The organism is Actinoplanes sp. NPDC051475 (assembly GCF_040689425.1).
Classification (GTDB): Bacteria; Actinomycetota; Actinomycetes; order Mycobacteriales; family Micromonosporaceae; genus Actinoplanes.
In genome coordinates, this window is sequence record NZ_JBFAZZ010000001.1 from 943,567 (window position 1) to 964,549 (window position 20,983).

General features: G+C 72.5%; 20 protein-coding genes. 7 read left to right on the forward strand and 13 right to left on the reverse strand.

Going from position 1 to position 20,983, the window contains the following annotated elements; genetic code table 11:
- Positions 1 to 15: 15 nt before the first annotated feature.
- Positions 16 to 2,631, reverse strand: coding sequence for a CHAT domain-containing protein (locus tag AB0368_RS04420; protein WP_366152343.1), 2,616 nt, complete (start codon positions 2,629 to 2,631; stop codon positions 16 to 18).
- Positions 2,632 to 2,700: 69 nt separating this feature from the next.
- Here AB0368_RS04420 and AB0368_RS04425 point away from each other — a divergent pair, with 69 nt between their 5' ends.
- Positions 2,701 to 4,011 (forward strand): S8/S53 family peptidase, encoded by a 1,311-nt coding sequence (locus AB0368_RS04425; protein ID WP_366152344.1) that lies wholly within the window; start codon positions 2,701 to 2,703, stop codon positions 4,009 to 4,011.
- Positions 4,012 to 4,024: 13 nt separating this feature from the next.
- On the opposite strand, the gene AB0368_RS04430 is transcribed toward AB0368_RS04425, so the two are convergent.
- Positions 4,025 to 4,534 carry a hypothetical protein gene (locus tag AB0368_RS04430; RefSeq protein ID WP_366152345.1) on the reverse strand — a complete coding sequence of 170 codons (510 nt, stop codon included), beginning with the start codon at positions 4,532 to 4,534 and terminating at the stop codon, positions 4,025 to 4,027.
- An 87-nt stretch (positions 4,535 to 4,621) separates the two neighbouring features.
- Entirely contained in the window at positions 4,622 to 5,203 is a 582-nt protein-coding gene (locus AB0368_RS04435; protein ID WP_366152346.1) for a sigma-70 family RNA polymerase sigma factor, read from the reverse strand.
- A gap of 155 nt (positions 5,204 to 5,358) precedes the next feature.
- Between AB0368_RS04435 and AB0368_RS04440 the strand changes: the two genes are divergently transcribed.
- On the forward strand, positions 5,359 to 5,916 hold the full coding sequence (locus AB0368_RS04440; RefSeq protein WP_366152347.1) for a GNAT family protein: 558 nt from the start codon (positions 5,359 to 5,361) through the stop codon (positions 5,914 to 5,916).
- Here the strand turns inward: AB0368_RS04440 and AB0368_RS04445 are convergent.
- Positions 5,913 to 6,239 (reverse strand): hypothetical protein, encoded by a 327-nt coding sequence (locus AB0368_RS04445; RefSeq protein ID WP_366152348.1) that lies wholly within the window; start codon positions 6,237 to 6,239, stop codon positions 5,913 to 5,915. The two genes, AB0368_RS04440 and AB0368_RS04445, sit on opposite strands and share 4 nt — an antisense overlap.
- A gap of 4 nt (positions 6,240 to 6,243) precedes the next feature.
- Positions 6,244 to 7,452: an acyltransferase gene (locus AB0368_RS04450; protein WP_366152349.1), complete on the reverse strand. Its 1,209-nt coding sequence runs from the start codon at positions 7,450 to 7,452 to the stop codon at positions 6,244 to 6,246.
- Positions 7,453 to 7,565: 113 nt separating this feature from the next.
- On the opposite strand from AB0368_RS04450, the gene AB0368_RS04455 reads away from it, so the two are divergent.
- Positions 7,566 to 8,234: a response regulator transcription factor gene (locus AB0368_RS04455; protein WP_366152350.1), complete on the forward strand. Its 669-nt coding sequence runs from the start codon at positions 7,566 to 7,568 to the stop codon at positions 8,232 to 8,234.
- Here the strand turns inward: AB0368_RS04455 and AB0368_RS04460 are convergent.
- Genes AB0368_RS04460 through AB0368_RS04470 form a run of 3 tightly spaced genes read right to left on the reverse strand, consistent with a single transcriptional unit; the run spans position 8,210 to position 11,017 of the window.
- Positions 8,210 to 9,718 carry a DNA polymerase ligase N-terminal domain-containing protein gene (locus AB0368_RS04460; RefSeq protein WP_366152351.1) on the reverse strand — a complete coding sequence of 503 codons (1,509 nt, stop codon included), beginning with the start codon at positions 9,716 to 9,718 and terminating at the stop codon, positions 8,210 to 8,212. The two genes, AB0368_RS04455 and AB0368_RS04460, sit on opposite strands and share 25 nt — an antisense overlap.
- A 2-nt stretch (positions 9,719 to 9,720) precedes the next feature.
- A complete protein-coding gene (locus AB0368_RS04465; RefSeq protein ID WP_366152352.1) occupies positions 9,721 to 10,650 on the reverse strand; it encodes a Ku protein in 930 nt (309 codons plus the stop codon).
- Positions 10,651 to 10,660: 10 nt separating this feature from the next.
- A complete protein-coding gene (locus tag AB0368_RS04470; RefSeq protein ID WP_366152353.1) occupies positions 10,661 to 11,017 on the reverse strand; it encodes a PRC-barrel domain-containing protein in 357 nt (118 codons plus the stop codon).
- A 76-nt stretch (positions 11,018 to 11,093) separates the two neighbouring features.
- On the opposite strand from AB0368_RS04470, the gene AB0368_RS04475 reads away from it, so the two are divergent.
- Complete coding sequence (locus AB0368_RS04475; RefSeq protein ID WP_366152354.1) at positions 11,094 to 12,107, forward strand: radical SAM protein; 1,014 nt, start codon at positions 11,094 to 11,096, stop codon at positions 12,105 to 12,107.
- Here the strand turns inward: AB0368_RS04475 and AB0368_RS04480 are convergent.
- From AB0368_RS04480 to AB0368_RS04495, 4 genes are all read right to left on the reverse strand, one after another.
- The gene (locus AB0368_RS04480) at positions 12,089 to 13,303 is read right to left on the reverse strand and encodes a threonine synthase (protein WP_366152355.1); all 1,215 of its coding nucleotides are present in this window, start codon (positions 13,301 to 13,303) and stop codon (positions 12,089 to 12,091) included. The two genes, AB0368_RS04475 and AB0368_RS04480, sit on opposite strands and share 19 nt — an antisense overlap.
- A 160-nt stretch (positions 13,304 to 13,463) precedes the next feature.
- Positions 13,464 to 13,583 (reverse strand): MarR family transcriptional regulator, encoded by a 120-nt coding sequence (locus AB0368_RS04485; protein ID WP_366152356.1) that lies wholly within the window; start codon positions 13,581 to 13,583, stop codon positions 13,464 to 13,466.
- The gene (locus AB0368_RS04490) at positions 13,580 to 13,702 is read right to left on the reverse strand and encodes a hypothetical protein (RefSeq protein WP_366152357.1); all 123 of its coding nucleotides are present in this window, start codon (positions 13,700 to 13,702) and stop codon (positions 13,580 to 13,582) included. The genes AB0368_RS04485 and AB0368_RS04490 overlap by 4 nt, the downstream gene beginning before the upstream one ends.
- Entirely contained in the window at positions 13,702 to 15,981 is a 2,280-nt protein-coding gene (locus AB0368_RS04495; protein WP_366152358.1) for a bifunctional diguanylate cyclase/phosphodiesterase, read from the reverse strand. Before AB0368_RS04495 ends, AB0368_RS04490 begins: the two co-directional genes overlap by 1 nt.
- 81 nt (positions 15,982 to 16,062) lie before the next feature.
- On the opposite strand from AB0368_RS04495, the gene AB0368_RS04500 reads away from it, so the two are divergent.
- A complete protein-coding gene (locus tag AB0368_RS04500) occupies positions 16,063 to 17,520 on the forward strand; it encodes a peptide MFS transporter (protein ID WP_366152359.1) in 1,458 nt (485 codons plus the stop codon).
- Positions 17,521 to 17,590: 70 nt separating this feature from the next.
- Positions 17,591 to 19,315 (forward strand): lysine--tRNA ligase, encoded by a 1,725-nt coding sequence (gene lysS / locus AB0368_RS04505; protein ID WP_366152360.1) that lies wholly within the window; start codon positions 17,591 to 17,593, stop codon positions 19,313 to 19,315.
- 48 nt (positions 19,316 to 19,363) lie between these two features.
- On the opposite strand, the gene AB0368_RS04510 is transcribed toward lysS, so the two are convergent.
- Positions 19,364 to 19,948: a hypothetical protein gene (locus AB0368_RS04510; protein ID WP_366152361.1), complete on the reverse strand. Its 585-nt coding sequence runs from the start codon at positions 19,946 to 19,948 to the stop codon at positions 19,364 to 19,366.
- Positions 19,949 to 20,048: 100 nt separating this feature from the next.
- On the opposite strand from AB0368_RS04510, the gene AB0368_RS04515 reads away from it, so the two are divergent.
- Entirely contained in the window at positions 20,049 to 20,762 is a 714-nt protein-coding gene (locus AB0368_RS04515; protein ID WP_366152362.1) for an alpha/beta hydrolase, read from the forward strand.
- Positions 20,763 to 20,983: the final 221 nt, after the last annotated feature.

A 20,983-nucleotide genomic window follows, 5' to 3' on the forward strand; every position in this document is an offset into this window, starting at 1 on the left:
GCGGAGCGCAGCTCGTCAGCCGGGACCGTAGGCCGTCAGCCCGCACCAGGCGACGTACTGCTCCGGGCCGCCGTCGGCCAGCGACTGCCGTGCGTGCCACACCGCCGACGCCAGGGACTCCCCTCGGCTGATCCGCTCGTGCAGCACCGCCATGCAGCCCGCGCACGCGCCGTCCGGGATCGGCAGGTCGGTCGCCGTGATACCCGCGCTGCCGTTCGACATCATGGCGCCCACGAAGCCGAGGACCTCGTTGCCGCCGTACGACCGCTGGGCCCCCGAGTTGCAGGAGGCGAGCACGATCCGGTGCGGTGCCACGCCGCGGGCCAGCATCTCGTAGAGGGTCAGCCGGCCGTCGCTGAGCTCCAGGGCCGAGAACAGGGGACTGTCCGAGCGGAACAGCCCGTGGCAGGCGAGATGGGCCAGGTCGGCGTCCTTGATGAGGTCGATCGTCGCGTCCACCGTGCTATCCGGCGGCAGCAGCGTGCGAGCGCCCGGGTGCGCCGCGGCCACGGCCTGCGCCTCGGCCAGAGCGCCGGCCAGGTCCGGGCCCGCGACCACGGCGACCCGGGTGCGCCCGGCGTCGTCCGGTGCGCCCTTCGGCGGCGTACGCCGGGCCCGGGCCCACAGCGCGGCGGACGGCGACACGGAGACCGGAGCGGGGTGCAGGGCCGACCACGGCATGCCGAGGAACTGCGCCGACGGCACCACCACGAGGGGCACGTCCGGCGGGATGCCGATCGGTGTGATCAGCAGTCGGGTCAGCGCCTCGACGGCGTCGCGCGCCGCCCCGTGGGCGACCGCCGAGAACCTCGTGCCGTGCAGCAGCCGTCGCAGGCCGAACATCAGCGCCCCGGCCTCCTGCCGGATCGGATCGAGGGCGCCGAGCTCGACGATGCGGATCCGCTTCGGCTCCACCACGACGGCCAGCACGCGGTCGCCGACCACCGCGTACTCGACCAGCCATTCGCTGTCGAGGGCGCGCCGCAGCCCGGCGACCCCGGCCGGGTCCGTCTCGCCGGCGGGATCGTTGCCGGCCCACGAGCGGCGGCGGATCCGGGCCTCGAGCGCGCTCTGCCGGGCCAGCAGGACGGCCGGCTCCTCGCCCCGCTCCAGCCGGGCGACGCGCAGCTCCTGCGCGATGCCGCGCAGGGCGATGACGTCGTCGTCCACACCGGTCGCCGGGGGCTGCACGCGCAGGAGAGCCGCCGCCCGCGTGCGCTCGAGCCACTCGAAGATGCTGGACGGCGAACCGGCGGGCAGCAGCCGGCGCAGGCCCACCTCGCCCAGCTCGGCGCCGTGCCCGGAGGCGAGCACGCGCAGCTCCAGCGACGGCAGGGCGGCGCGGTGGCGGGCGAGGTCGCGCAAGCCGCGTACGCACTCGCGCAGCACGTCACCGGACTGTTCGGCCTCGGCCAGCAGTGCCCGGGCCAGGCGCCCCCGCAGGCGTACCAGCAGCGACTGACCCTCGGCGAGCCCGCCGACCGCGGTCAGCTCGGCGCGGGCGACGACCCGGCGGTCGAGGGCCAGCGCGGCCCGGCCGGCGGCCAGGTGCGCGTACGCCGCCTCGGCCCGCAGCCCCAACCCCTCCAGAGTCGCCGCGGCCTTGCGGAGGCGGCGCAGCACCTCCGGGGAATAGCCGTCGCCCGCCGCCAGGGCCTCGGCCTCCGCGACCGTCGCCCGGGCCACCCACGCCGGGCGCCGCTGCCGCCGGAAGTCCCGCACCGCCGCCGCGGCCTCGTCGAGGGCCGTCCCCGCGTCGCCGAGCTCGAGCGCGATGTGTGCGACCCGGAGCCGGGCCTCGGCCGCCATCAGCCGGGCGCCGTGCCGCTCGAAGTCGGCCGCCGCCGAGCGGGCCGCGGCCATGGCCTCGTCGAGCAGGCGCAGGTCCCGCAGGACGTCGGCGTACTCCAGATGGTGCTCGCCCAGCGGCAGGCCGGCGGCGGCGTGCAGGCGGCCCGCCTCCTCGAAGCGGCGTACGCTCTCGGCCAGCCGTCCGGCGTGGAAGCTCGACCAGGCTCGGCTGTTCGCGATGACCGCCGGCAGCTGCGGGCCGAGGTCGTCGGCGAGGACCGCGGCCCGGTCGAGGTGCACCAGCGCCTCGTGCGGGCGGCCCAGCAGGGTCTGCGCGTTGGCCAGGTTGTTGGCCGCCTTGACCAGGACGATCGGCGGGCAGTCCGGGTCCTCGAGCAGCTCGCGGTAGGCCTGCGCGGCGGCGACGATCCGGCCCCGGTTGTGGTCCAGGACGGCGAGCTGCAGGCGCAGGTCCGGCCGGTCGGCGGGATCGATCAGCGGCTCGGCCAGCCGCAGGTCGCGGGCGGCGGCGTCGTAGCGGCCCAGCTCGTGCAGGGCGACCGCCCGGGTGACGAGCACCTCGCCGAGCCGGCGCCCGAGGCCGTGCCGGCGGGCCAGGCGGACGGCCTGGTCCAGCAGCGTGCGCGCTCCCTCGTTGTCCAGGGCGGCGTGCCGGGCCCAGGCCGCGGCGCGCAGGGCGGCCACGAGAGCCTCGACGTCCGTGCCGGACCGGGCCCTCCGGAGAGTTACTTCTGCCGCACCCGCGTATCTGACCGGATCGAGCGTGACTCTCCTGTAAGCGGCGTCGGCCTCCTCCCGAAGGCCCACCTCTGTGTCCACCTGGCACCATCCGAGGGCGTGGCGGGGAAGGTCGTCGTCAGCGTACCGAACGGAAAGGGAGAGATATCCATGACCATCGCCTCACAATGGCCGCTGCGGGACACGCGTTCCGCCGCGCAGCTGGCGCACGACAAGGGGGACGTCCGCCGCCAGGTCGACGTGCTCCTGACGGCGCAGCACGACGTCGTGGAACGGATCCGTGCTCGCCGGCTCTCCGTGGGCAGGCCCATCGTCAGTTTCGCGCCGGACGGCGGCGACCGCCGGATCCTGCTGGCCGAGAACCAGCTCGTCGTCGACCCCACGCCGCAGCAGCAGGGCCGCCTGGGCGACCTGCTGGCCGGCTACCAGGCGGGCGACCGCGACGGACGCAGCCGGCGCCGCCGGACCCGCGTCTTCACCAGCCGGACTGCCCGGCCCCTCGCCGACCTGCGCGCCGATGCCAAGCGGCTGCGCGCACAGGGCGTCTCGGCCAACGTCAACATGATCGTCCCGCTCGGGTACGTGATCAAGGGCTCGTCGTACCCGGGCGTCACCGTGGCCCCGCGGCCGTTCGCAACCAACGGCGCGACCGCACCGGTACGGGTGGCGATCGTGGACACCGGCCTGACCGGACAGTCCCGCACCGACACCTGGACCCAGCAGGTGCAGAACCGAGGCACGGACCCGCTGGACGAGGTGCCGCCGTCGCCGCGCATCGACTGGTTCGGCGGGCACGGCACCTTCGCCACCGGCATCGTCCGCCAGCTCGCGCCGGACTGCGAGGTCTGGGTCTACCGCTTCACCGGCCCCGACGGCCTCGGCACCGACGAGGCGGCGGCCGACATGCTCATCCAGGCCGCCGACGACGCCGCGGGCCAACGGCTGATCATCAACGCCTCGTTCGGCGCACCCGCCGTGGACGGCATCGCGCCCCTGGCGATGCAGGAGGCCGTGGCCTACATCCACGCCACGTACCCGAAGGCGTTGATCGTGGCGAGCGCGGGCAACGACGGCCAGGACGTGCCCCACTACCCGGCGGCGTTCCCGGACGTCAAGGCGGTGGGGGCGCTCAACAGCGACCTGACCCCGGCGGCGTTCTCCAACCACGGGTCCTGGCTGCACTGCTCCGCGGTGGGCGTCGGCATCGTCTCCACCTTCGTGCAGGGGCTGCTGCCGCCGGAGCCGAACATCGGCGCCGACATCACCTTCGGGCAGAACGCGTGGGCGACCTGGAGCGGCACCTCGTTCACGGCGCCGCAGATCAGTGCCGCCGTCGCCGCCCTGTGCGGGGAGGATGCGGCGCTGACCCCGCGGGACGCCTTCGACAAGCTCCTCACGAACCGGCCCGACCGGCCCGGCTACGGCAAGGCGGTGCACCTGCTCCCCGGAACCCCCGTCTGAGCAGGTGAGGGCATCACACCAGGGTCCACTGCGTCGCCACGGCGGGCGCACCGGCCCGCCGGCAGGTCAGGCTCATCGGCCCCGGAAGCACGCCGTCGATCACGAACAGGCCCCGGCCGTCCGCGTCGACACGGCGGGCCTCCGGGGCCGCGGGCTGGCGTACCTCGATCCGGGCGGGGCCCTGCGGCGCGAGGTGACCGGTGAGCCGGCGGTGGGCACCCACGGACTCCACCTGCACCGCGATGATCACCTCGTCGCCGCCGTGCGGGCCGACGACCTGGAAGGTCAGCTGCCGGGGCTGGGGCGCGGTGCCGGGGTCCCGTACGGCGACGGCCTGGCGGTGCACCCCCGCGTCGCCGGTGGCCGCCTCGGAGTCCTCGACCAGCGCCGCGAGCTCGGCGTCGAGACCGCGCAGCACGAAACTCTGCCGAGCGAGCTCGACGGCGTCGGCCGGGGGCGGATCGGACTCCTGGAAGAGCTGGCCGAGCCGGGCGAGGAGGCGGTCGTCGTGCGCGTCGTTCACGGTGTCTCCTCAGGCCGGGTGGGAATTGAGTTGCGTGGCGCGTTCATCACTGTCATGAATCGCCGGCGGCATCCCCGATACCTTCTGTCAGGAATCGGCGGAGCTGTCCGTCAGGAATCGCCGGAGCTGTGACAGGCACCGGCCCCGGGTCGGCCCGAGGCTGCCGATCGGCATGCCCAGCGCGGCCGCGGCCAGCTCGTACGAGGGCCGGCCCTCCGCCTCGACGACGAGCACCCGCAGGACGTCGCGGCACCGGCGGCTGAGCTGCCGGAAGGCCCGCCACAGCTCGGCGTCCCGGTCGGCGACCAGGAACGGCAGCTCCGGGTCGTCGTCGTCCGGATCACCGGGCCGGTCCGCCAGCCACGAGTCGTCGACGGGCAGAGCGCGGCGGGCCCGCCGGATGGCGCCGAGCGCCTCGTTGCGGCAGGTGGTGCCGATCCAGGCGCCGAACTTCGCCGGGTCTCGCAGGGAGTCGAGGTTTTCCAGCACGCGCAGCCAGGTCTGCTGGAAGACGTCCGCCGCGTCGGCCGGAGCGAGCCGGTGGACACGGCACACCGCCCACACCCGGCCGCTGTACCGGCGCACGATCTCGTCCCAGGCCGCCTGGTCCCCGCCCGCCGCCTTGCCCACCAGCGCCGCCATGTCGTCGACCGGTCCGCTGTCGTTCATCCCGCCTCCGATCGCGGCGCACGGAGGCCGGCCGCTGCGAACGCCCATCGGCCGCCCTGGATGTACCGATTCACCATAGACCACCGGCCGACACACGTATTCAGGCCGGCGCCCGGGTCCTCTGTCTGACGGACGAAAAGCGCTAAGGTCCTCCGATGTTCGTGATCGATCTCGGCGACGGCGCCGAGCTGCGCCCCCTCGAGCCGTGGCAGGCCCCCGAGTTCCTGGAGCACATGGACCGCGCCCGGGAGCACGTCGATCCCTGGATCCCCTGGGCGGCGCGCAGCACCGACCTCGCGTCCGCGACGGCCACCCTGCAGCGGTACGCCGACCTGACCGCCCGCGACGCCGGCCGCATCTACGGCATCTGGCTCGACGGCACGCTGGTCGGCGGCACGATGTTCGTCTCCTTTGACACCCGGACCGGCAGCTGCGAGGTCGGGTGCTGGCTGGAGCCCGCCGCCACCGGCCGGGGCCTGGTCACCCGGGCCGTGGGCCGGCTGGTGGACTGGGCCCTCACGCAGCGCGGCATGTGGCGGGTGGAATGGCGCTGCCGCCCCGACAACACCGCGAGCTCGAACGTGGCGCGCCGGCTCGGCCTGACCCTCGAGGGGGTCCTGCGGGGCGCCTTCCCGTACGGGGGTGTACGGCACGACACGCAGGTCTGGGCGGTGACTGCTCCCGAATGGACGACGCCGCCCGCGGCCCGTTAGTCGCCCGGTTCGTGCGGCTCCTGCGGCGCCTCCGTCGCGCGATCGTCGAGGTCGGCCTCACGCCGGTCCAGCCGCCGTTCCCGCTCGTTCGCCGCTGTGGCCCGCACGTCAGCGGCCAGGCGGCGCCGGATATGACGCTCGTTGTCCAGGATCTCTCGCTGCTCCTCGAGGATCTCGCGGTCGGTCAGATCGGTCTCCCGGTCGTCGAGCAGTTCTTCCTGCTCGCCGACGAGCTGCTCGCGCTGGAACAACGCCGCTTCGCGCTCCTTCGTCCACCGCTGCTCCCGGTCTGCGGCGGACGCGCCGCCGTCTCGCCCTGCCATCCCGTCACGATAGGTGACTCCGGCGTTGATCGGGAGCCGCCGAACTACCCGAAAGGTGACGTTCGGACCGCGGTTGCAGGGCCGTGGTGATCCAGCGGCGTGGGACGGCGAGCGGAGCCGGGATCGGGGCCGGTTCGGCCCGCCGGGCCGCGGCGAGGCCGCGCCGCAGGGCGTCGCGCATGCGGGGGCCGAAGGGGCGCTCGACGAACCGGTACACCAGCCAGGCGGGTAGCAGCACGAAGGCCACCGCACCCGCGATGAGGACGCCGACCGGCAGCCGCGTGTGCTCGTAGCCGTACCGGATCAGCACGTAGCCGATGCGCTGGTGCAGCAGGTAGAAGGGGAACGTCAGGGCGCCCGCCATCGAGAGCCACCGCCAGCTCAGGCGGTCGGTGCGGCCGAGGGCGATCAGCAGCAGGACGGCGTACGCGACCGTCATGATCAGCACCGCCGGCCAGAGCGCCACCTTCCAGCCGGGGTCGAGGCGTACCCGCTCGCCCAGGTTGTGCAGGTTGACCAGCCAGGAGAAGCCGATCATGCCCCACAGCAGCGGGCTCGGGCCGAACCGGCGCATCAGGTACATCGTGATCCCGGCGACGAAGTACGGCGCGTAGTGCCGGACCGTCAGCATGGTGAAGACCGGGTTGTCGATCGCCGGTGCGACGGCCGAGGCCGTCATCCATACCGCGCAGAAGACGACGGTACGCCGATAGGTGACCCCGGGTACGACCACGAACAGGGCGAACAGCAGGTAGAACCGCAGCTCGCTCCAGAGTGTCCAGTACACGTTGTCCACCGACGGGATCCCCAGCGGTTCCTGGAGCATCGTGAAGTTGACCCCGATCTCGGCGAGTGAGTGGCCCGAGGGGATCGGCAGGTAGCCGCGGATCGGGAAGAGGACGGCCACCGCCACGGTGATCACGATGCAGACCCAGTACGCCGGGTACAGCCGGGCGGCCCGGGAGACGAAGAACTCGCCGAGGCTGCGGCCCCAGCCGCTCATGCAGATCGCGAAGCCGCTGATCATGAAGAACAGCTCGACGCCGAGGAATCCGTACACGGTGACCTTGGTGGCGTGCGGCAGGAAGTACGACGGCAGGTGCTCGCCGTCCAGCTGCCAGAAGTTCGTGTAGTGGTAGACCGCCACGGCGATGGCGGCGACCAGACGCAGGGCGTCCAGGGCGGCGAGCCTGCGCGGGGATGCCTGCGGCACGTCGGAACCTCCTCCAGGAGCGGCAAAACGCCGATCTTGGGCGGGCGCCGGTCCGGCGGCGGTGAAAGATCTTTTGACGAGCGCGTTATGTCTCCGCTGGCACACTCCCCCGCGTGCGAGTGCTGATGGCGGACGACGAGCGACTCCTGGCGGACACCGTGGCGCAGGGGCTCCGGCGCCTGTCGATGGCGGTGGACGTCTGCTACGACGGCGACACCGCGTTCGAGCGGATCAGCGTCAACCGCTACGACGTGGCCGTGCTCGACCGCGACATGCCCGGGCGCTCGGGCGACGACGTGTGCCGCTGGGTGGCCGGCGCCGACGACGTGGAGACCCGCGTCCTGCTGCTGACCGCCGCGGCCGGCCTGCGGGACCGGGTCGAGGGCCTCGGCCTGGGCGCGGACGACTACCTGACCAAGCCCTTCGCCTTCGCCGAGCTCGCTGCGCGGGTGCAGGCGCTGGGCCGGCGCTCGACGCCCGCGGTGCCGCCGATCCTCGAGCAGGAGGGCGTCGTCCTCGACGTGGCGCGGCACGCCGCCACCCGCGACGGGCGGGTGCTGAACCTGACGAACAAGGAGTTCGCGGTCCTGCACGTGCTGCTCGCCGCCCGCGGCCGGGTGATCAGCGCCGAGGAGCTGCTCGAGCGGGCCTGGGACGAGAACACCGACCCGTTCACCCACGTCGTCCGGGTCACGGTCATGAACCTGCGCAGGAAGCTGGGCGAGCCGGGCGTCGTCCACACCGTCCACCGCTCCGGTTACCGGATCGGCGGCAGCCTCTGACCGTCGTCCAGCACGTCGCGGAACAAGTCACCACGCTCCCGCAGCCGCGGCAGGATGCTGCGGATGGTGAAGCCGTCCGGCCGCAGAGCGGGATCGTCCAGCTCGTCCCAGTCGATCGGCGCCGACACCGGGGCACCCGCGGCCGGGCGCGGACTGTACGGCGCCACGAGGGTCTTGTTGATCGCGTTCTGCGTGTAGTCGAGGCGCCCCAGGCCACCCCGGTCGCTCTTCTGCCACTTCCAGCTGACCAGCTCGGGCAGGATGGCGCCGACCGTACGCGACAGCTGCTCGATCCACGCCCGGGTCTCGTCGAAGCCCGGCCCCGGGGCGATCGGCACCCAGATCTGGATGCCCCGGCGCCCGGTGACCTTCGGCCGGGCGGCGACGCCGAGGTGCTCGAACGCCGTGCGGTGCAGGCGGGCCAGCGCCAGCAGCTCGTCCCATCCGGTCGTGTCGCCCGGATCAAGATCGATCAGCGCGTACGTCGGCAGCCGCGGCGCCTCCGTGCGCGAGGTCCAGGGGTGCCACTCCAGCGCGCCGAAGTTCGCCGCCCACACGAGGGCCGCGGGCTCGTCGACCACCAGATAGGTACGGGTCTCGCCGGGGTCGGCGTCGGGGTTGTCCCAGCGCGGCAACCAGTCCGGCGCGTGGCCCGGCACCTCCTTCTGCCAGAAGCCCTTGGTGCCCGCGCCGTCCGGGTAGCGGTGCAGGTTGAGGGCGCGCCGCCGCAGGTACGGCAGCAGTGTCGGCGCGATCGTGGCCGTGTAGCGCAGGAACTCCCGCTTGGTGACCGGCTCCTCGCCGGGCCGGGCGGGGAACAGGACCTTGTCCAGGTTGGTCACCCGCAGCCGGCGGCCGAACACCGTCCAGGTGCCGGCCGAGCGGAACCCGTCCAGTTCGGCCAGCTCGTCGTCCGTGACGGGTGCCGCCTTCAGGGTCACGGAGGCGCGCGCGGCCGGCTCCCCCGAGCGCCACAGCCGGTCGGGATCCGCCTTGACCTCGTCGCTCGTCCGGCCGCTGAGCACCGAGCAGGGGTGGTCCTCGGCGTCCCAGCCGCTGACCGCGTACGCGTCGCGCTTGTGCAACAGCAGCCACTCCTCCTTGCCCGACGCCGCGGTCCGGGTGCGGACCAGGACGAACCGGCCGTGCAGCTTCTCGCCGTCGAGGTCGAAGTGCAGCTCACCGGCGGCCACCTCGCCGGCCGCGTCCACGGTCCGGCCGGCCCGGCGGGCGTGCGGTTCCCACGTGCCCGCGTCCCAGACGATGACGTCGCCGCCGCCGTACTGGCCGGCCGGGATGACGCCCTCGAAGTCGAAGTACTCCAGCGGATGGTCCTCGACGTGGAACGCGGCCCGGCGGACCGCCGGATCGAGCGTGGGCCCCTTGGGCACCGCCCAGCTGACCAGTACGCCGTCGATCTCCAGCCGGAAGTCGTAGTGCAGCCGCGTGGCCCGGTGCCGCTGCACCACGAACCGCCGGTCCATGGTCAGGAAGCGCGCTTCCTCGCGGTGGTCTTCTTCGCGGTGGTCTTCTTCGCGGTGGTCTTCTTCGCGGTCGTCTTCTTCGCGGTCGTCTTCTTCGCCGTCGCCTTCTTCTTGGGGGCGGCCTTCTTCGCGGCCTTGGCGGGGGCCTTGGTGGACTTCTGGGCGGCCTCAACGCTGCGACGCAGCACCTCGAGCAGGTCCGTCACGTTGGTCGGCTCCGGCGCCTCGGCCGCGACGGTGATCTCCTTGCCCTTCTTCTTGGCGTTGATCAGCTCGTTGACCCGGTCGGTGTAGGTGTCGCGGTACTCCGCCGGCTTCCACGGGCCCGACATCGAGTCGATCAGCTGGCCCGCCATGCTCAGCTCGGCGGGCTTGGCCTTCGACTTGCCGGGGATCCCGTCGAGCTCCGCTGTGTCTCGCACCTCGTCGGCGAAGTACATCGTCTGCAGCACGAGCAGGTCGCCGTCCGGCCGGATCGCCGCCAGGTACTCCTTGCCCCGCATCACCAGCGTGCCGATCGCCGCGCGGCCGGCGTCGCTCATCGCGTCCCGCAGCAGCGCGTACGTCTTCATGGTCTCGTCGCTGCCGGGGGCCAGGTAGTAGGTCTTCTGGTAGAAGATCGGGTCGATCTCGTCCAGAGCGACGAACCGGTGGATCTCGAGGCTGCGGGACCGGCCGGGCGCCACCGAGTCGAGCTCGTCCTGGTCGAGCATCACCAGCTTGCCGCCGCCGACGTCGGTGCCCTTGACGATGTCGTCGAACTCGACCTCTCTGCCGGTGCGCTCGTTGACCCGCTTGTACCGGATCCGGTCCGCGGTGCCCTTCGCGAACTGGTGGAAGGACACCTCGTGCTCGTGGGTGGCCGAGTAGAGCCCGACCGGCACGGAGACCAGGCCGAAGCTGATGGAGCCGGTCCAGATCGGGCGCGCCATGACCGCTGCCTCAGCGGCGTCCGAGCCGGCGCTCACCCGACGCGCCCGGCTGGTAGCCGAGGCCGTAGTGGGCGTACAGGGCCGGCTCGTCGGCGGCGGTGAGCTCGCCGTCGAGGTCGATCGAGGGGGCCTCGGAGGCCAGCTTCTTGTCGAAGCGGACCCGGACCGCGGAGGGGCTGACGGTCGCGCCGCCCACCGGCACGAATACCAGCTTGTGCCGCCCGATGAAGCCCACCTTGACGGTCACGAAGGCGGGCTCGTCGGTGGCGGTGTCGACGTAGACGGCCTCGAGCTCGCCGATCTTGTCGCCGGCCGGGTCGATAACCTTCTCGCCACGCCAGTCGCGCAGGTTCTCAGCGGGGAACATGTTTCTGTATCTTCCCGTACCGGGCCGGTCGAAACGGCCCCCGTTTGTGACCGGCAGGGCGGGGCACTCCCGGCCCATGTCCACCGTTCTCGATGACCCGCCGCTCCCCGGGCACCTGCAGCTCGAGATCACCTCGGCGTGCAACCTGCGCTGCCTGATGCGCCTGGTGCGCTACCGCCCACCGGTCAACAAGCTGGCCGGGGCGATGCGGCCGGAGTTGTTCCACCGGTTGGTCGCCGAGGTGCCCGGGCTGCGGCGGCTGACCCTGCAGGGGCTCGGCGAGCCGTTGCTGTCGCCGTACCTGCCGGAGATGATCCGGACGGCCGTCGAGCGGCGGATCACGGTCGGCTTCAACACCAACGCCACCCTGCTCACGCCGCGCCGCGCCGCCGAGCTGGTCGCGAGCCGGGTGGACTGGTTGCACGTCTCCCTCGACGGCGCGCAGGCTTCGGCGTACGAGAAGGTCCGGGACGGCGCCGACTTCGAGACCGTGGTGGCGAACCTGGCCGGGCTCGTGGCGGCGAAGCGCGCCGCGGGCAGCGCGACGCCGTGGATCCGGGTCGTCTTCGTGGCGATGCGCGACACCGTCGGCGAGCTGCCCGCCCTCGTCCGGCTCCTCGGTGACATCGGTGTCGACGAGCTGCACGTGCAGAACCTCTCTCACAGCTTCTCCGACACCGACCCTGCCGGGCGGTACGAGGACATCCGCCGGTTCACCGCGGACCAGGCCCTCTGGACCGGAGCCGACGAGGAGCGGGCCCGGCAGGTCTTCGCGGCCGCCTCCGAGGCGGCCCGGGAACGTGGGCTGAAGGTGCGGCTGCCCACCCCCGGCGCCCCCGCCGACGGCCCCGGACCGGACCGGCGCGGCTGCTCCTGGCCCTGGGAGGCCGCGTACGTGACGAGCGCCGGCGTGGTCCAGCCGTGCTGCATGGTCATGGGCGACGACCGCGTGTCGCTGGGCGACCTCGCCGAGCAGACGTTCCCGGAGATCTGGCACGGGCCGGCGTACCGGGACTTCCGGCGCCGTCTCGCGGGCGACGACCCGCCGGAGGTCTGCCGCGGGTGCTCTCTCTACCAGCGCACGTTCTGACCGGGCGCCAGGGTCGGCACGTCGACCGGGATCGTCTCCGGGTACTTCAGGCCCGTACCCGTGTTGAGCACGACCACCCGCTCACCGGCGCCGATGAACCCCGACTCGCGCAGGTCGCGGGCCGCGGCCAGGCAGGCCGCGCCCTCCGGGCAGATGAACGTCCCCTCGTCGCGGGCCAGTGTGCGCTGCTCGGCGAGCAGGGCCTCGTCGGTGACGGCGACGGCCGTGCCGCCGGTCTCGCGGACCGCGCGCAGCACCAGGAAGTCGCCCAGCGCCTTGGGCACGGTGATGCCGAACGCCGCGGTGGCCGGGTCCGGGAAGGGCTCGCTGACCTCGGCGCCGGCCTCGAAGGCCCGCACGATCGGCGCGCAGCCGGCCGCCTGCACGGCCACCAGGCGGGGCAGGCGCTCGCCGATCCAGCCCAGCTCCTGCATCTCCCGCAGCGCCTTGTGGATGCCGATGAGCCCGACGCCGCCGCCGGCCGGGTACAGGATGACGTCCGGCACCTGCCATCCGAGCTGTTCGACGATCTCGTACCCCATCGTCTTCTTGCCCTCGAGCCGGTACGGCTCCCGGAGCGTCGACACCTCCTGGTAGCCGGTCCGCTCCCGCACCGCCGCGGCGATCAGCCGGCCCGCGTCGCCGATCAGGCCGTCCACCAGGTACAGCTCAGCGCCGGCCGCGACGCACTCGGTGCGCGTGATAGCGGGTGCCGCGACCGGCATGGCGATGAGGCACGTCAGCCCGGCGCGGGCCGCATAGACCGCCCAGGCCGCGCCGGCGTTGCCGTTGGTCGGCATCGCGACGCCCTCGACCCCCAGCTCCGCCGCCCGGGAGACGCCGACGGCGGCGCCGCGCGCCTTGAACGTCCCGGTCGGCGTCAGGCCCTCGTCCTTCATGAGCAGATCGGGTACGCCGATACGCGCGCCGTACCGCGGCAACGGCAGCAGCGGCGTCATCCCCTCACCGAGCGAGACGACGGCCGTGGGGTCGCGTACGGGCAGCATCTCCCGATAGCGCCAGAGGGTCGCGGGCCGGGCGACGAGTGCCTCCCGGGTCAGCGTGCGGGCGGCGCGTTCGATGTCGTAGCGGGCCAGCAGCGGCATTCCCGCCGCGCTGACGCCCTGCACGGCGTCGGCGTCGTACCGCTCGCCGGTGCGGGAGCACTCGAGGTGGCTGAGGGCGGACAGGCTCATGTCCGCCCACCCTATGGTCGCCCTTTCCCACCCGGGCGGGGCCGTCAGGCCGGGACCGGCTCGCCGGAGCCCGGGTCGCCGGAGTCTTCCTCCCGGTGCGCCGCCCAGCCCAGCCACCAGTCCGGCTCGGAGGCCTCGCCGGCGGCGTCGGCGAACGCGCTCAACGCCTCGATGACCGCCGTACCCGGACCACCCGGCGATCGGACGCCGACCGCATCCGGCGGACCGGCCCCTTGCGGATCAGGCGGTCCAGCATCCGCGTGCCGGTGGACGGGTTCACCCCCAGCTCCTCGGCGATGTCGATGCTGCGCTGCGCCCCCGCGCGGCCAGCACCACGAGCGCCCGGAACTGCGGCAGGGTGACGTCGTTCTCCGCGGCCGCCAGCGAGCGGGCGGTCACTACTCGGCGGCTCCGACGTCCCGGTACGTCCGGCGCAGCACCTGGGCCGCGGTCTTGCCGTGCAGCGGCTTGCAGAAGTGGAAGCCCTGCCCGAAACCACAGCCCATGGCGGCCAGGATGCGGGCCTGGTCGGCGGTCTCGATGCCCTCGGCCACGACGCTCATCCGGAACGCCATGCCCAGCCGCACGACGGCCTCCGCGACCGTACGGGCTTGCGGGTCGTCCGCGATGCCGGTGACGAACGAGCGGTCGATCTTCAGGATGTCCACCGGGAGGCGGCGCAGGTAGCTCAGCGCCGAGTAGCCGGTACCGAAGTCGTCGACGGCGATGCTGATGCCCAGCCGGCGCAGGCTCTCGAGGCGGGCGACGACCTGCGAGTCAGGTTCGAGGATGACGCCCTCGGTGAGCTCGAGGACCAGGCGGTTCGCCGGGAAGCCGGTCTCCGTGAGGATGTTGCGGATCGTGTCGACCAGGGCGGGCTGGTGCACCTGCGCCGGCGACAGGTTGACGCTGAGGCGCATGTGCTCGCTGCCCGGCACGGTGGCACGCCAGCGGGCGGCCTCGTGGCAGGCTTCCCGCAGCACCCACTCGCCGAGCGGCACGATCGCGCCGGTCTCCTCCGCGAGGTCGATGAAGTCCGCGGGCATGAGCAGGCCCCGCTGCGCGTGACGCCAGCGGACCAGCGCCTCCACGGCGACGACGGCGCCGGTGGCCAGGTCGACGGCGGGCTGGAAGAGGACGACCAGGTCGCCGTCGTCGATCGCCTGGCGCAGCTCGGTGTCGCGGGCACGGGTGTCGAGCTCCGGGGTGAACAGCTCGTAGCGGTCGCGGCCGGCGCGCTTGGCCGCGTACATGGCGGCGTCGGCGTGCTGCATGAGCAGTTCGCCCTCGGGCGTGAGCTCGTCGCGGACGGCGACGCCGATGCTCGCACCGGTCTCGAGCAGGTAATCGCCGAAGATCACCGGAGTGTGCAGGGCGTCGACGAGGCGCTCGGCGATCCGGGCGGCCGCGGCGCGGTCGGGCAGGTTGTGCAGGATGACGGCGAACTCGTCGCCGCCGAGGCGCCCGGCGGTGTCCCCGGCGCGCAGCACCGTGCGCAGGGCGGCGGCCACGGCGGAGAGCACCGCGTCGCCGGCGTTGTGGCCGTACCGGTCGTTGATCGGCTTGAAGCGGTCCAGGTCGATGACCATCACGGCGGCGTGCCGGCCCTCGTGCAGCGGCTGGGCGGAGAGTTCCGCCAGGCGCTCGGCGACCAGGGTCCGGTTGGCCAGCCCGGTGAGCGGGTCGGTGACCGCGAGCTGCCGGTTCTCCCGCAGCACGTACATCTGCCGGGCGACGACCAGCGTGGTGAGCAGCACGGCGCCGGCGATCATGCCGCCGAACGGGTACATCCCCTGCTCCCGGGCGAGGATGCCGAACAGGCCGTAGGCCAGCCCGATGGCACCGTACGGCAGCCAGTTGATCGTCGTCCGCGGCCGGGCATCCCGGGCGCCGGCGGGCCGCGCGGTGCGGGACTGCCGGTGGGCGGAAAGCGTGAAGAGGTAGCAGCCGGCCAGCCAGAACAGGTCGGGCCAGGTGCCGCCGACGAAGCCCGCGTGCAGCTGGGTCCAGCTGTAGTAGAGGTCCGCGACGACGTAGACGGCGACCCCGCCGGCCAGCAGCCGGATCGGCGCGCGCGTCGCCGCCGACCGGCGGAGCAGGACCGTCGCCAGGGCCACGATCAGCACCAGGTCCCCGACCGGCAGGGCGGCCGAGTAGAAGACCTCCTCGAACGAGGCACCCTCGTGGCACACCATCGGGCCGAGCACCAGGTACCACAGCACCATGAAGGTGCTGGCCCCCACGATCAGCGAGTCGAGCGCCAGCTTGATCTTGTCGCGCCGGTGCCGGTGCACGCCGGGGAGCAGCAGCAGGCCGATGAACAGGAAGGGCACGAAGGCCAGGAACCAATAGTCGGCGAAGGACGGGTACGTGTCGGAGTGCAGTACCGCATCCTCGACGAACCACGAGGTGTGCGCGACGAACTGGCAGAAGAACGCGGCGGTGATGAAGCGCCAGGCCCGCCGTGTCCGGGCGTCGAGCCCGCCGCGGCGGACGACCCGCACGCCCAGCGCCGTGAAGAGGAGCGCGAGCGGCGGATAGATGCCGTCGGTGACGTACGCCCGGAGCGTTTCGCCGCCCCAGCCGCCGACGTACCACACGAGGAACGCCGCCAGCAGCACCCCGCTGCCGGCGACGGCCGCGTCGGCCACCCGGTCCCCGAGCTCACGCCTGTTCATCACGCAGGACCATCGACCGTGACGCAGGTCGCTTAAGAAAATAGTCGTTTATCGATTCCGGCGTTGCGGTAGTCCCGGGGCATGACGACGCAGCAGGCCCCATACCGGGAGAAGACGTTCTTCGGCCAGCCGCCGGTCCTGGCCAACCTCTTCGGTGTCGAACTGTGGGAGCGGTTCTCCTTCTACGGCATGCAGGGCATCCTGCTGATCTACCTCTACTACGGCGCCGACCAGGGCGGCCTCGGGCTGCCCGAAGCGACCGCGACCAGCATCGTCGGCGCGTACGGCGGAGCGGTCTACCTCTCGACCATCCTCGGCGCCTGGGTGGCGGACCGGCTGCTCGGCCCCGAACGGGTGCTGTTCCTCAGCGCGATCCTGGTGATGGCCGGGCACGTCAGCCTCGCGGTGCTGCCGGGCCTGACCGGGGTCACGGTGGGCCTGATCCTCATCGCGGTCGGCAGCGGCGGCGTCAAGGCCAACGCGACGTCGCTGGTCGGCTCCCTCTACGACGAGCACGACGAGCGCCGCGACGCCGGCTTCTCGCTGTTCTACCTGGGCATCAACCTGGGCGCGCTGGTCGGACCCCTGCTCACCGGCCTGCTGCAGAAGAACTGGGGCTTCCACTGGGGCTTCGGCCTGGCCGCCCTCGGCATGGCCGCCGGCCTCGTCCAGTACGCGCTGGGCCGCAAACGGCTCACCGGGGAGGCCCGCGTCGTGCCGAACCCGCTCCCCCGGCGGCGCCTGCTGCCGGTCGGCCTGATCGTCGCCGCGGCGATCCTGCTGGTGGTCGTCCTGGCCGTGACGGGTGTGCTGCGCGCCGAGTCCCTGTCGACGGTGGTGATCGTGCTGAGCGCCCTCGCGGCCGTCGCCTACTTCGTGGTGATCCTGAGCAGCCGCAAGATCACGCCGGTGGAGCGCCGCCGGGTGTACGCGTTCATCCCCCTGTTCATCACCAGCGCCGTGTTCTGGTCGCTGTACCAGCAGCAGTTCACGGTCGTCACGATCTACTCGGACCAGCGCCTGGACCGCGACCTGTTCGGCTGGGAGATGCCGGTCTCGTGGGTACAGTCGATCAACCCCGTCTTCATCATCATCCTGTCCGGGGTGTTCGCCGCCCTCTGGACCCGGCTGGGCCCGCGCCAGCCGGCCACCCCCGTCAAGTTCGCCCTCGGCACTGTGATCATGGGCGTGGCCTTCCTGCTCTTCCTGCCCCTGGCCGGCGGCGGCCCGAACAGCACGCCGTTGCTCGCCCTCGCCGGCATCCTGCTGGTCTTCACCGTCGCCGAGCTGCTGCTGTCGCCGGTCGGCCTGTCGCTGGCCACCAAGCTGGCCCCCACGGCCTTCCACACCCAGATGGTCGCGCTCTTCTTCCTCTCGGTCGCCCTGGGCACCGCCGCGTCGGGCACGCTGGCGAACTACTACAGCGAGGCGCACGAGACGGCCTACTTCGGCATCCTCGGCCTGGTCGCCATCGTCGCCGGCGTCGCGCTGTGGCTGGCGGCCAAGCCGATCGGCCGGCTCATGAGCGGAGTGCGCTGACCCGGGCTCAGGGGCGCCGAGCCGATCCGCGAAAATGGGTGCGATCGTACGAAGACGGAAGTTGGGGATCGTGGCAGAAGCAGCAGGAGCCGTCGACTGGGTGAGCCGGTTCGCCGACGAGGTGATCGCCGAGGCGCAGCGCCGCTCGCCGGGGCAGCCCGTGGTGTGCGCGTCCGGGCTCAGCCCGTCCGGGCCGATCCACCTCGGCAACCTGCGCGAGGTGATGACCCCGCACCTGGTGGCGGACGAGATCCGGCGGCGGGGGCACGAGGTGCGGCACGTCATCTCGTGGGACGACTACGACCGGTTCCGCAAGGTCCCGGCCGGCGTCGACGCGTCGTGGGCCGACCACATCGGCAAGCCGCTGACGGCCGTGCCCGCCCCGCCCGGCAGCCGCTTCCCCAACTGGGCGGAGCACTTCAAGGCCGCCATGATCGACTCGCTGGCCGAGCTGGGCGTCGAGTACCGGGGCATCTCCCAGACCGAGATGTACACCTCGGGGGCGTACAGGGAGCAGATCCTGCTGGCCATGCGCGAGCGCGGCCGGATCGACGCGATCCTCGACCGCTACCGCACCAAGGGCCGCACCGCCGCGCCGAAGGCGAACGCCAAGCTCGACGAGGCCGACGCCGCCGCGGCCGCCGAGGCGGTCCAGGGATCCGGGGCCGCCGACGAGGACGACGGCACGGCGAGCACCGGCTACTACCCGTACAAGCCTTACTGCGGCGGGTGCGGCAAGGACACCACGACGGTCACCGGGTACGACGACGCGACGACCGCGATGACGTACGAGTGCGCCTGCGGGTTCACCGAGACCGTGCTGCTGAGCGAGTTCAACCGCGGCAAGCTCGTGTGGAAGGTCGACTGGCCGATGCGGTGGGCGTACGAGGGCGTGCACTTCGAGCCCTCGGGCGTGGACCACTCCTCGCCCGGCTCCTCGTTCGTGGTCGGCGGCCAGATCGTCCAGGAGGTCTTCGGCGGCGAGCAGCCGATCGGCCCCATGTACGCATTCGTCGGCATCAGCGGCATGGCCAAGATGTCCAGCTCCCGCGGCGCGGTCCCGACCCCGGCGGACGCCCTCGCCATCATGGAGGCGCCGCTGCTGCGCTGGATGTACGCCCGTCGCCGCCCGAACCAGTCGTTCAAGGTCGCCTTCGACGCCGAGATCCAGCGCCTCTACGACGAGTGGGACGCGCTCGAGGCCAAGATCGAGGCCGGTACGGCGGCACCCGCCGACGACTCCGCCCACGACCGCGCGGTGCGGACGGCCTCGGTCACGCTGCCCCGCACACCGGTGCCGGTCGCGTACCGCACGCTCGCCTCGATCGTCGACATCACCACCGGCCACGACGAGCAGACCCTGCGCATCCTGCGCGACCTCGATCCGCGGCGCCCGGTCACCGACCTGGCCCAGGTACGCCCCCGCCTGGACCGGGCGCAGGCCTGGGTCACCACGCAACTGTCCGCCGAGGCCCGCACCCAGGTCCTCACCGAACCGGACAAGGAACTCCTGGCGTCCCTCGACGACGACCAGCGCGAGTCCCTGCGCCTGCTGGCGGCGGGCCTGGACGAGAACTGGTCGCTGGACGGGCTGACGACGCTCGTGTACGGCGTACCCAAGGTCATGGCCGGCCTCCCGCCGGACACCAAGCCGACGGCGGAGCTGAAGGTCGCGCAGCGCTCGTTCTTCGTCCTGCTGTACCGGCTGCTGATCGGCAAGGAGACCGGCCCGCGCCTGCCCACGCTGCTGCTGGCGGTGGGCGCGGACCGCATTCGCACGCTGATCGGCGCCTGACCCTGCCGGGCCGGGGCGGCGGACGTGAACCGCCGCCCCGCTGCCGGCTCAGGAGCCCTGGCCGGCCAGGAACACGATCAGGACGATCAGGGCGAGGGGAATCGCCAGCCCGATGATCGTCATGGGCCGCTGAAGCAGCCGCGGCCCCGGATCCATCGGCGGCCGGCTCGGCCCGAACGGGTTGGGCTGCGGCGTGGACAGGTTCGCGACCTTCCCCCGCCGGAACAGGTTCAGCAGCACCGTGATCGGCGTGATGAGGAACGACGCCCACCCGTACCACCCCTGCACAAGGGTGCGAGAGGTCATGGCACGGAACGTGCCCAGCCCGCAGTCGCGGCAGAACGGCCCCGGCACGCTGAGGAACCGCATGACGATCACAAACCCCTGATGCCCCCGAAACGTCGCCGCAGCGGCGGGAACACTCCCACACATCCGGCACGACACCACCGCGAACTGCCCGGCCTGACCCCCCGCGGCGTGGAACGGCTGCGCCGGAACGGAATAGGGCGCTGCGGACGGCGACTGAGCCGGCGCACCATAGGACGCCTCGGCCTGCGGCGGCGCGCCGAACGACGACGGCGCCCCGTAGGGAAGCTCCGCGGGCGGCGGACCGGGCTGCTGGGGGTAGGACACGACGAAACTCACCTCGGTGCTGGGGGGTAACAAACCGCGTCAGGCTACTGTCCCGATCCCGATCTTCGCAGCCCCCTCCAGACGCTGAGAGGATGGGGCGGTGACGATCGCCTATGTCCTCATGCACAGCCCCCTGGTGGGGCCGTCAACCTGGGCACCGGTAGCTCAACGCCTCCCGAACGCGCTGGTCCCGTCGTTCCTGCACCTCGCCGACGCGAACCCACCGTTCTGGCCGCTGATCGCCGACACCGTGGCCGCCGCAATCGCCCCCCTACCGCCCGACACCAACCTGGTACTGGTCGCCCACAGCAACGCCGGCCGCTTCATGCCGGTCGTCGTGGACGCAGTCAACCGCCCGGTACACGCCTGCGTCTTCATCGACGCCTCCCTACCCGCCCGCCAAGGACCCACAGAGGCAGTCAAACCCGCACTGCTCGAGCTGGTTCGCCGAAAGGCGGAGGCCGGCCGACTCCCGCCCTGGTGGCAATGGTGGGACGAGGCCGAAGTCGCCAAACTCTTCCCGAACCCTGCCACTATGCGAGCGGTCTGCGACGAGCAGCCACGCCTACCGCTCTCCTTCTTCGAGCAGCAGATCCCGGTAGCGCCCGGCTGGGACGACCGCCCCTGCAGCTACCTGATGTTCGGAGCAGAAGCAGACGACGACAAGGCAACGGACGCACGGGAGCGCGGCTGGCGAGTCGACCACATGAGCGGCTCCCACCTGCACCAACTCGTCGACCCGGACGCAGTCGCCGCCATGATCCGCAATGTGGCAAAGACGCCCGACCGCAACCGGCGCGGTACGTCCGCCTGACCCCCACCCACCCGGGCCTGCCCGACAGACCAACCCCGAGCAACCACAGCGCGGCAGCCAGACCACAAACCGCAAGGTGACCACCAAGCCAACCCAGGCACCCAGCGGCGAGCAACCCACAACCCACCCGCGACGTGACCCCACGCAAGGGTGGGGGGGGGGGGGGGGGGGGGGCGGGGGGAGACAGACCCCCCCCCGGCGGGGGGGGCGCGCGGGCCCCC

Coding starts and splice junctions, on each gene's coding strand:
- AB0368_RS04470 (WP_366152353.1), bottom strand. CDS start 11,017: ATGTTCCCCGCTGAGAACCTGCGCGACTGGCGTGGCGAGAAGGTTATC.
- AB0368_RS04500 (WP_366152359.1), top strand. CDS start 16,063: ATGACGACGCAGCAGGCCCCATACCGGGAGAAGACGTTCTTCGGCCAG.
- AB0368_RS04465 (WP_366152352.1), bottom strand. CDS start 10,650: ATGGCGCGCCCGATCTGGACCGGCTCCATCAGCTTCGGCCTGGTCTCC.
- AB0368_RS04425 (WP_366152344.1), top strand. CDS start 2,701: ATGACCATCGCCTCACAATGGCCGCTGCGGGACACGCGTTCCGCCGCG.
- AB0368_RS04495 (WP_366152358.1), bottom strand. CDS start 15,981: ATGAACAGGCGTGAGCTCGGGGACCGGGTGGCCGACGCGGCCGTCGCC.
- AB0368_RS04460 (WP_366152351.1), bottom strand. CDS start 9,718: ATGGACCGGCGGTTCGTGGTGCAGCGGCACCGGGCCACGCGGCTGCAC.
- AB0368_RS04480 (WP_366152355.1), bottom strand. CDS start 13,303: ATGAGCCTGTCCGCCCTCAGCCACCTCGAGTGCTCCCGCACCGGCGAG.
- AB0368_RS04475 (WP_366152354.1), top strand. CDS start 11,094: ATGTCCACCGTTCTCGATGACCCGCCGCTCCCCGGGCACCTGCAGCTC.
- AB0368_RS04435 (WP_366152346.1), bottom strand. CDS start 5,203: ATGAACGACAGCGGACCGGTCGACGACATGGCGGCGCTGGTGGGCAAG.
- AB0368_RS04440 (WP_366152347.1), top strand. CDS start 5,359: ATGTTCGTGATCGATCTCGGCGACGGCGCCGAGCTGCGCCCCCTCGAG.
- AB0368_RS04445 (WP_366152348.1), bottom strand. CDS start 6,239: ATGGCAGGGCGAGACGGCGGCGCGTCCGCCGCAGACCGGGAGCAGCGG.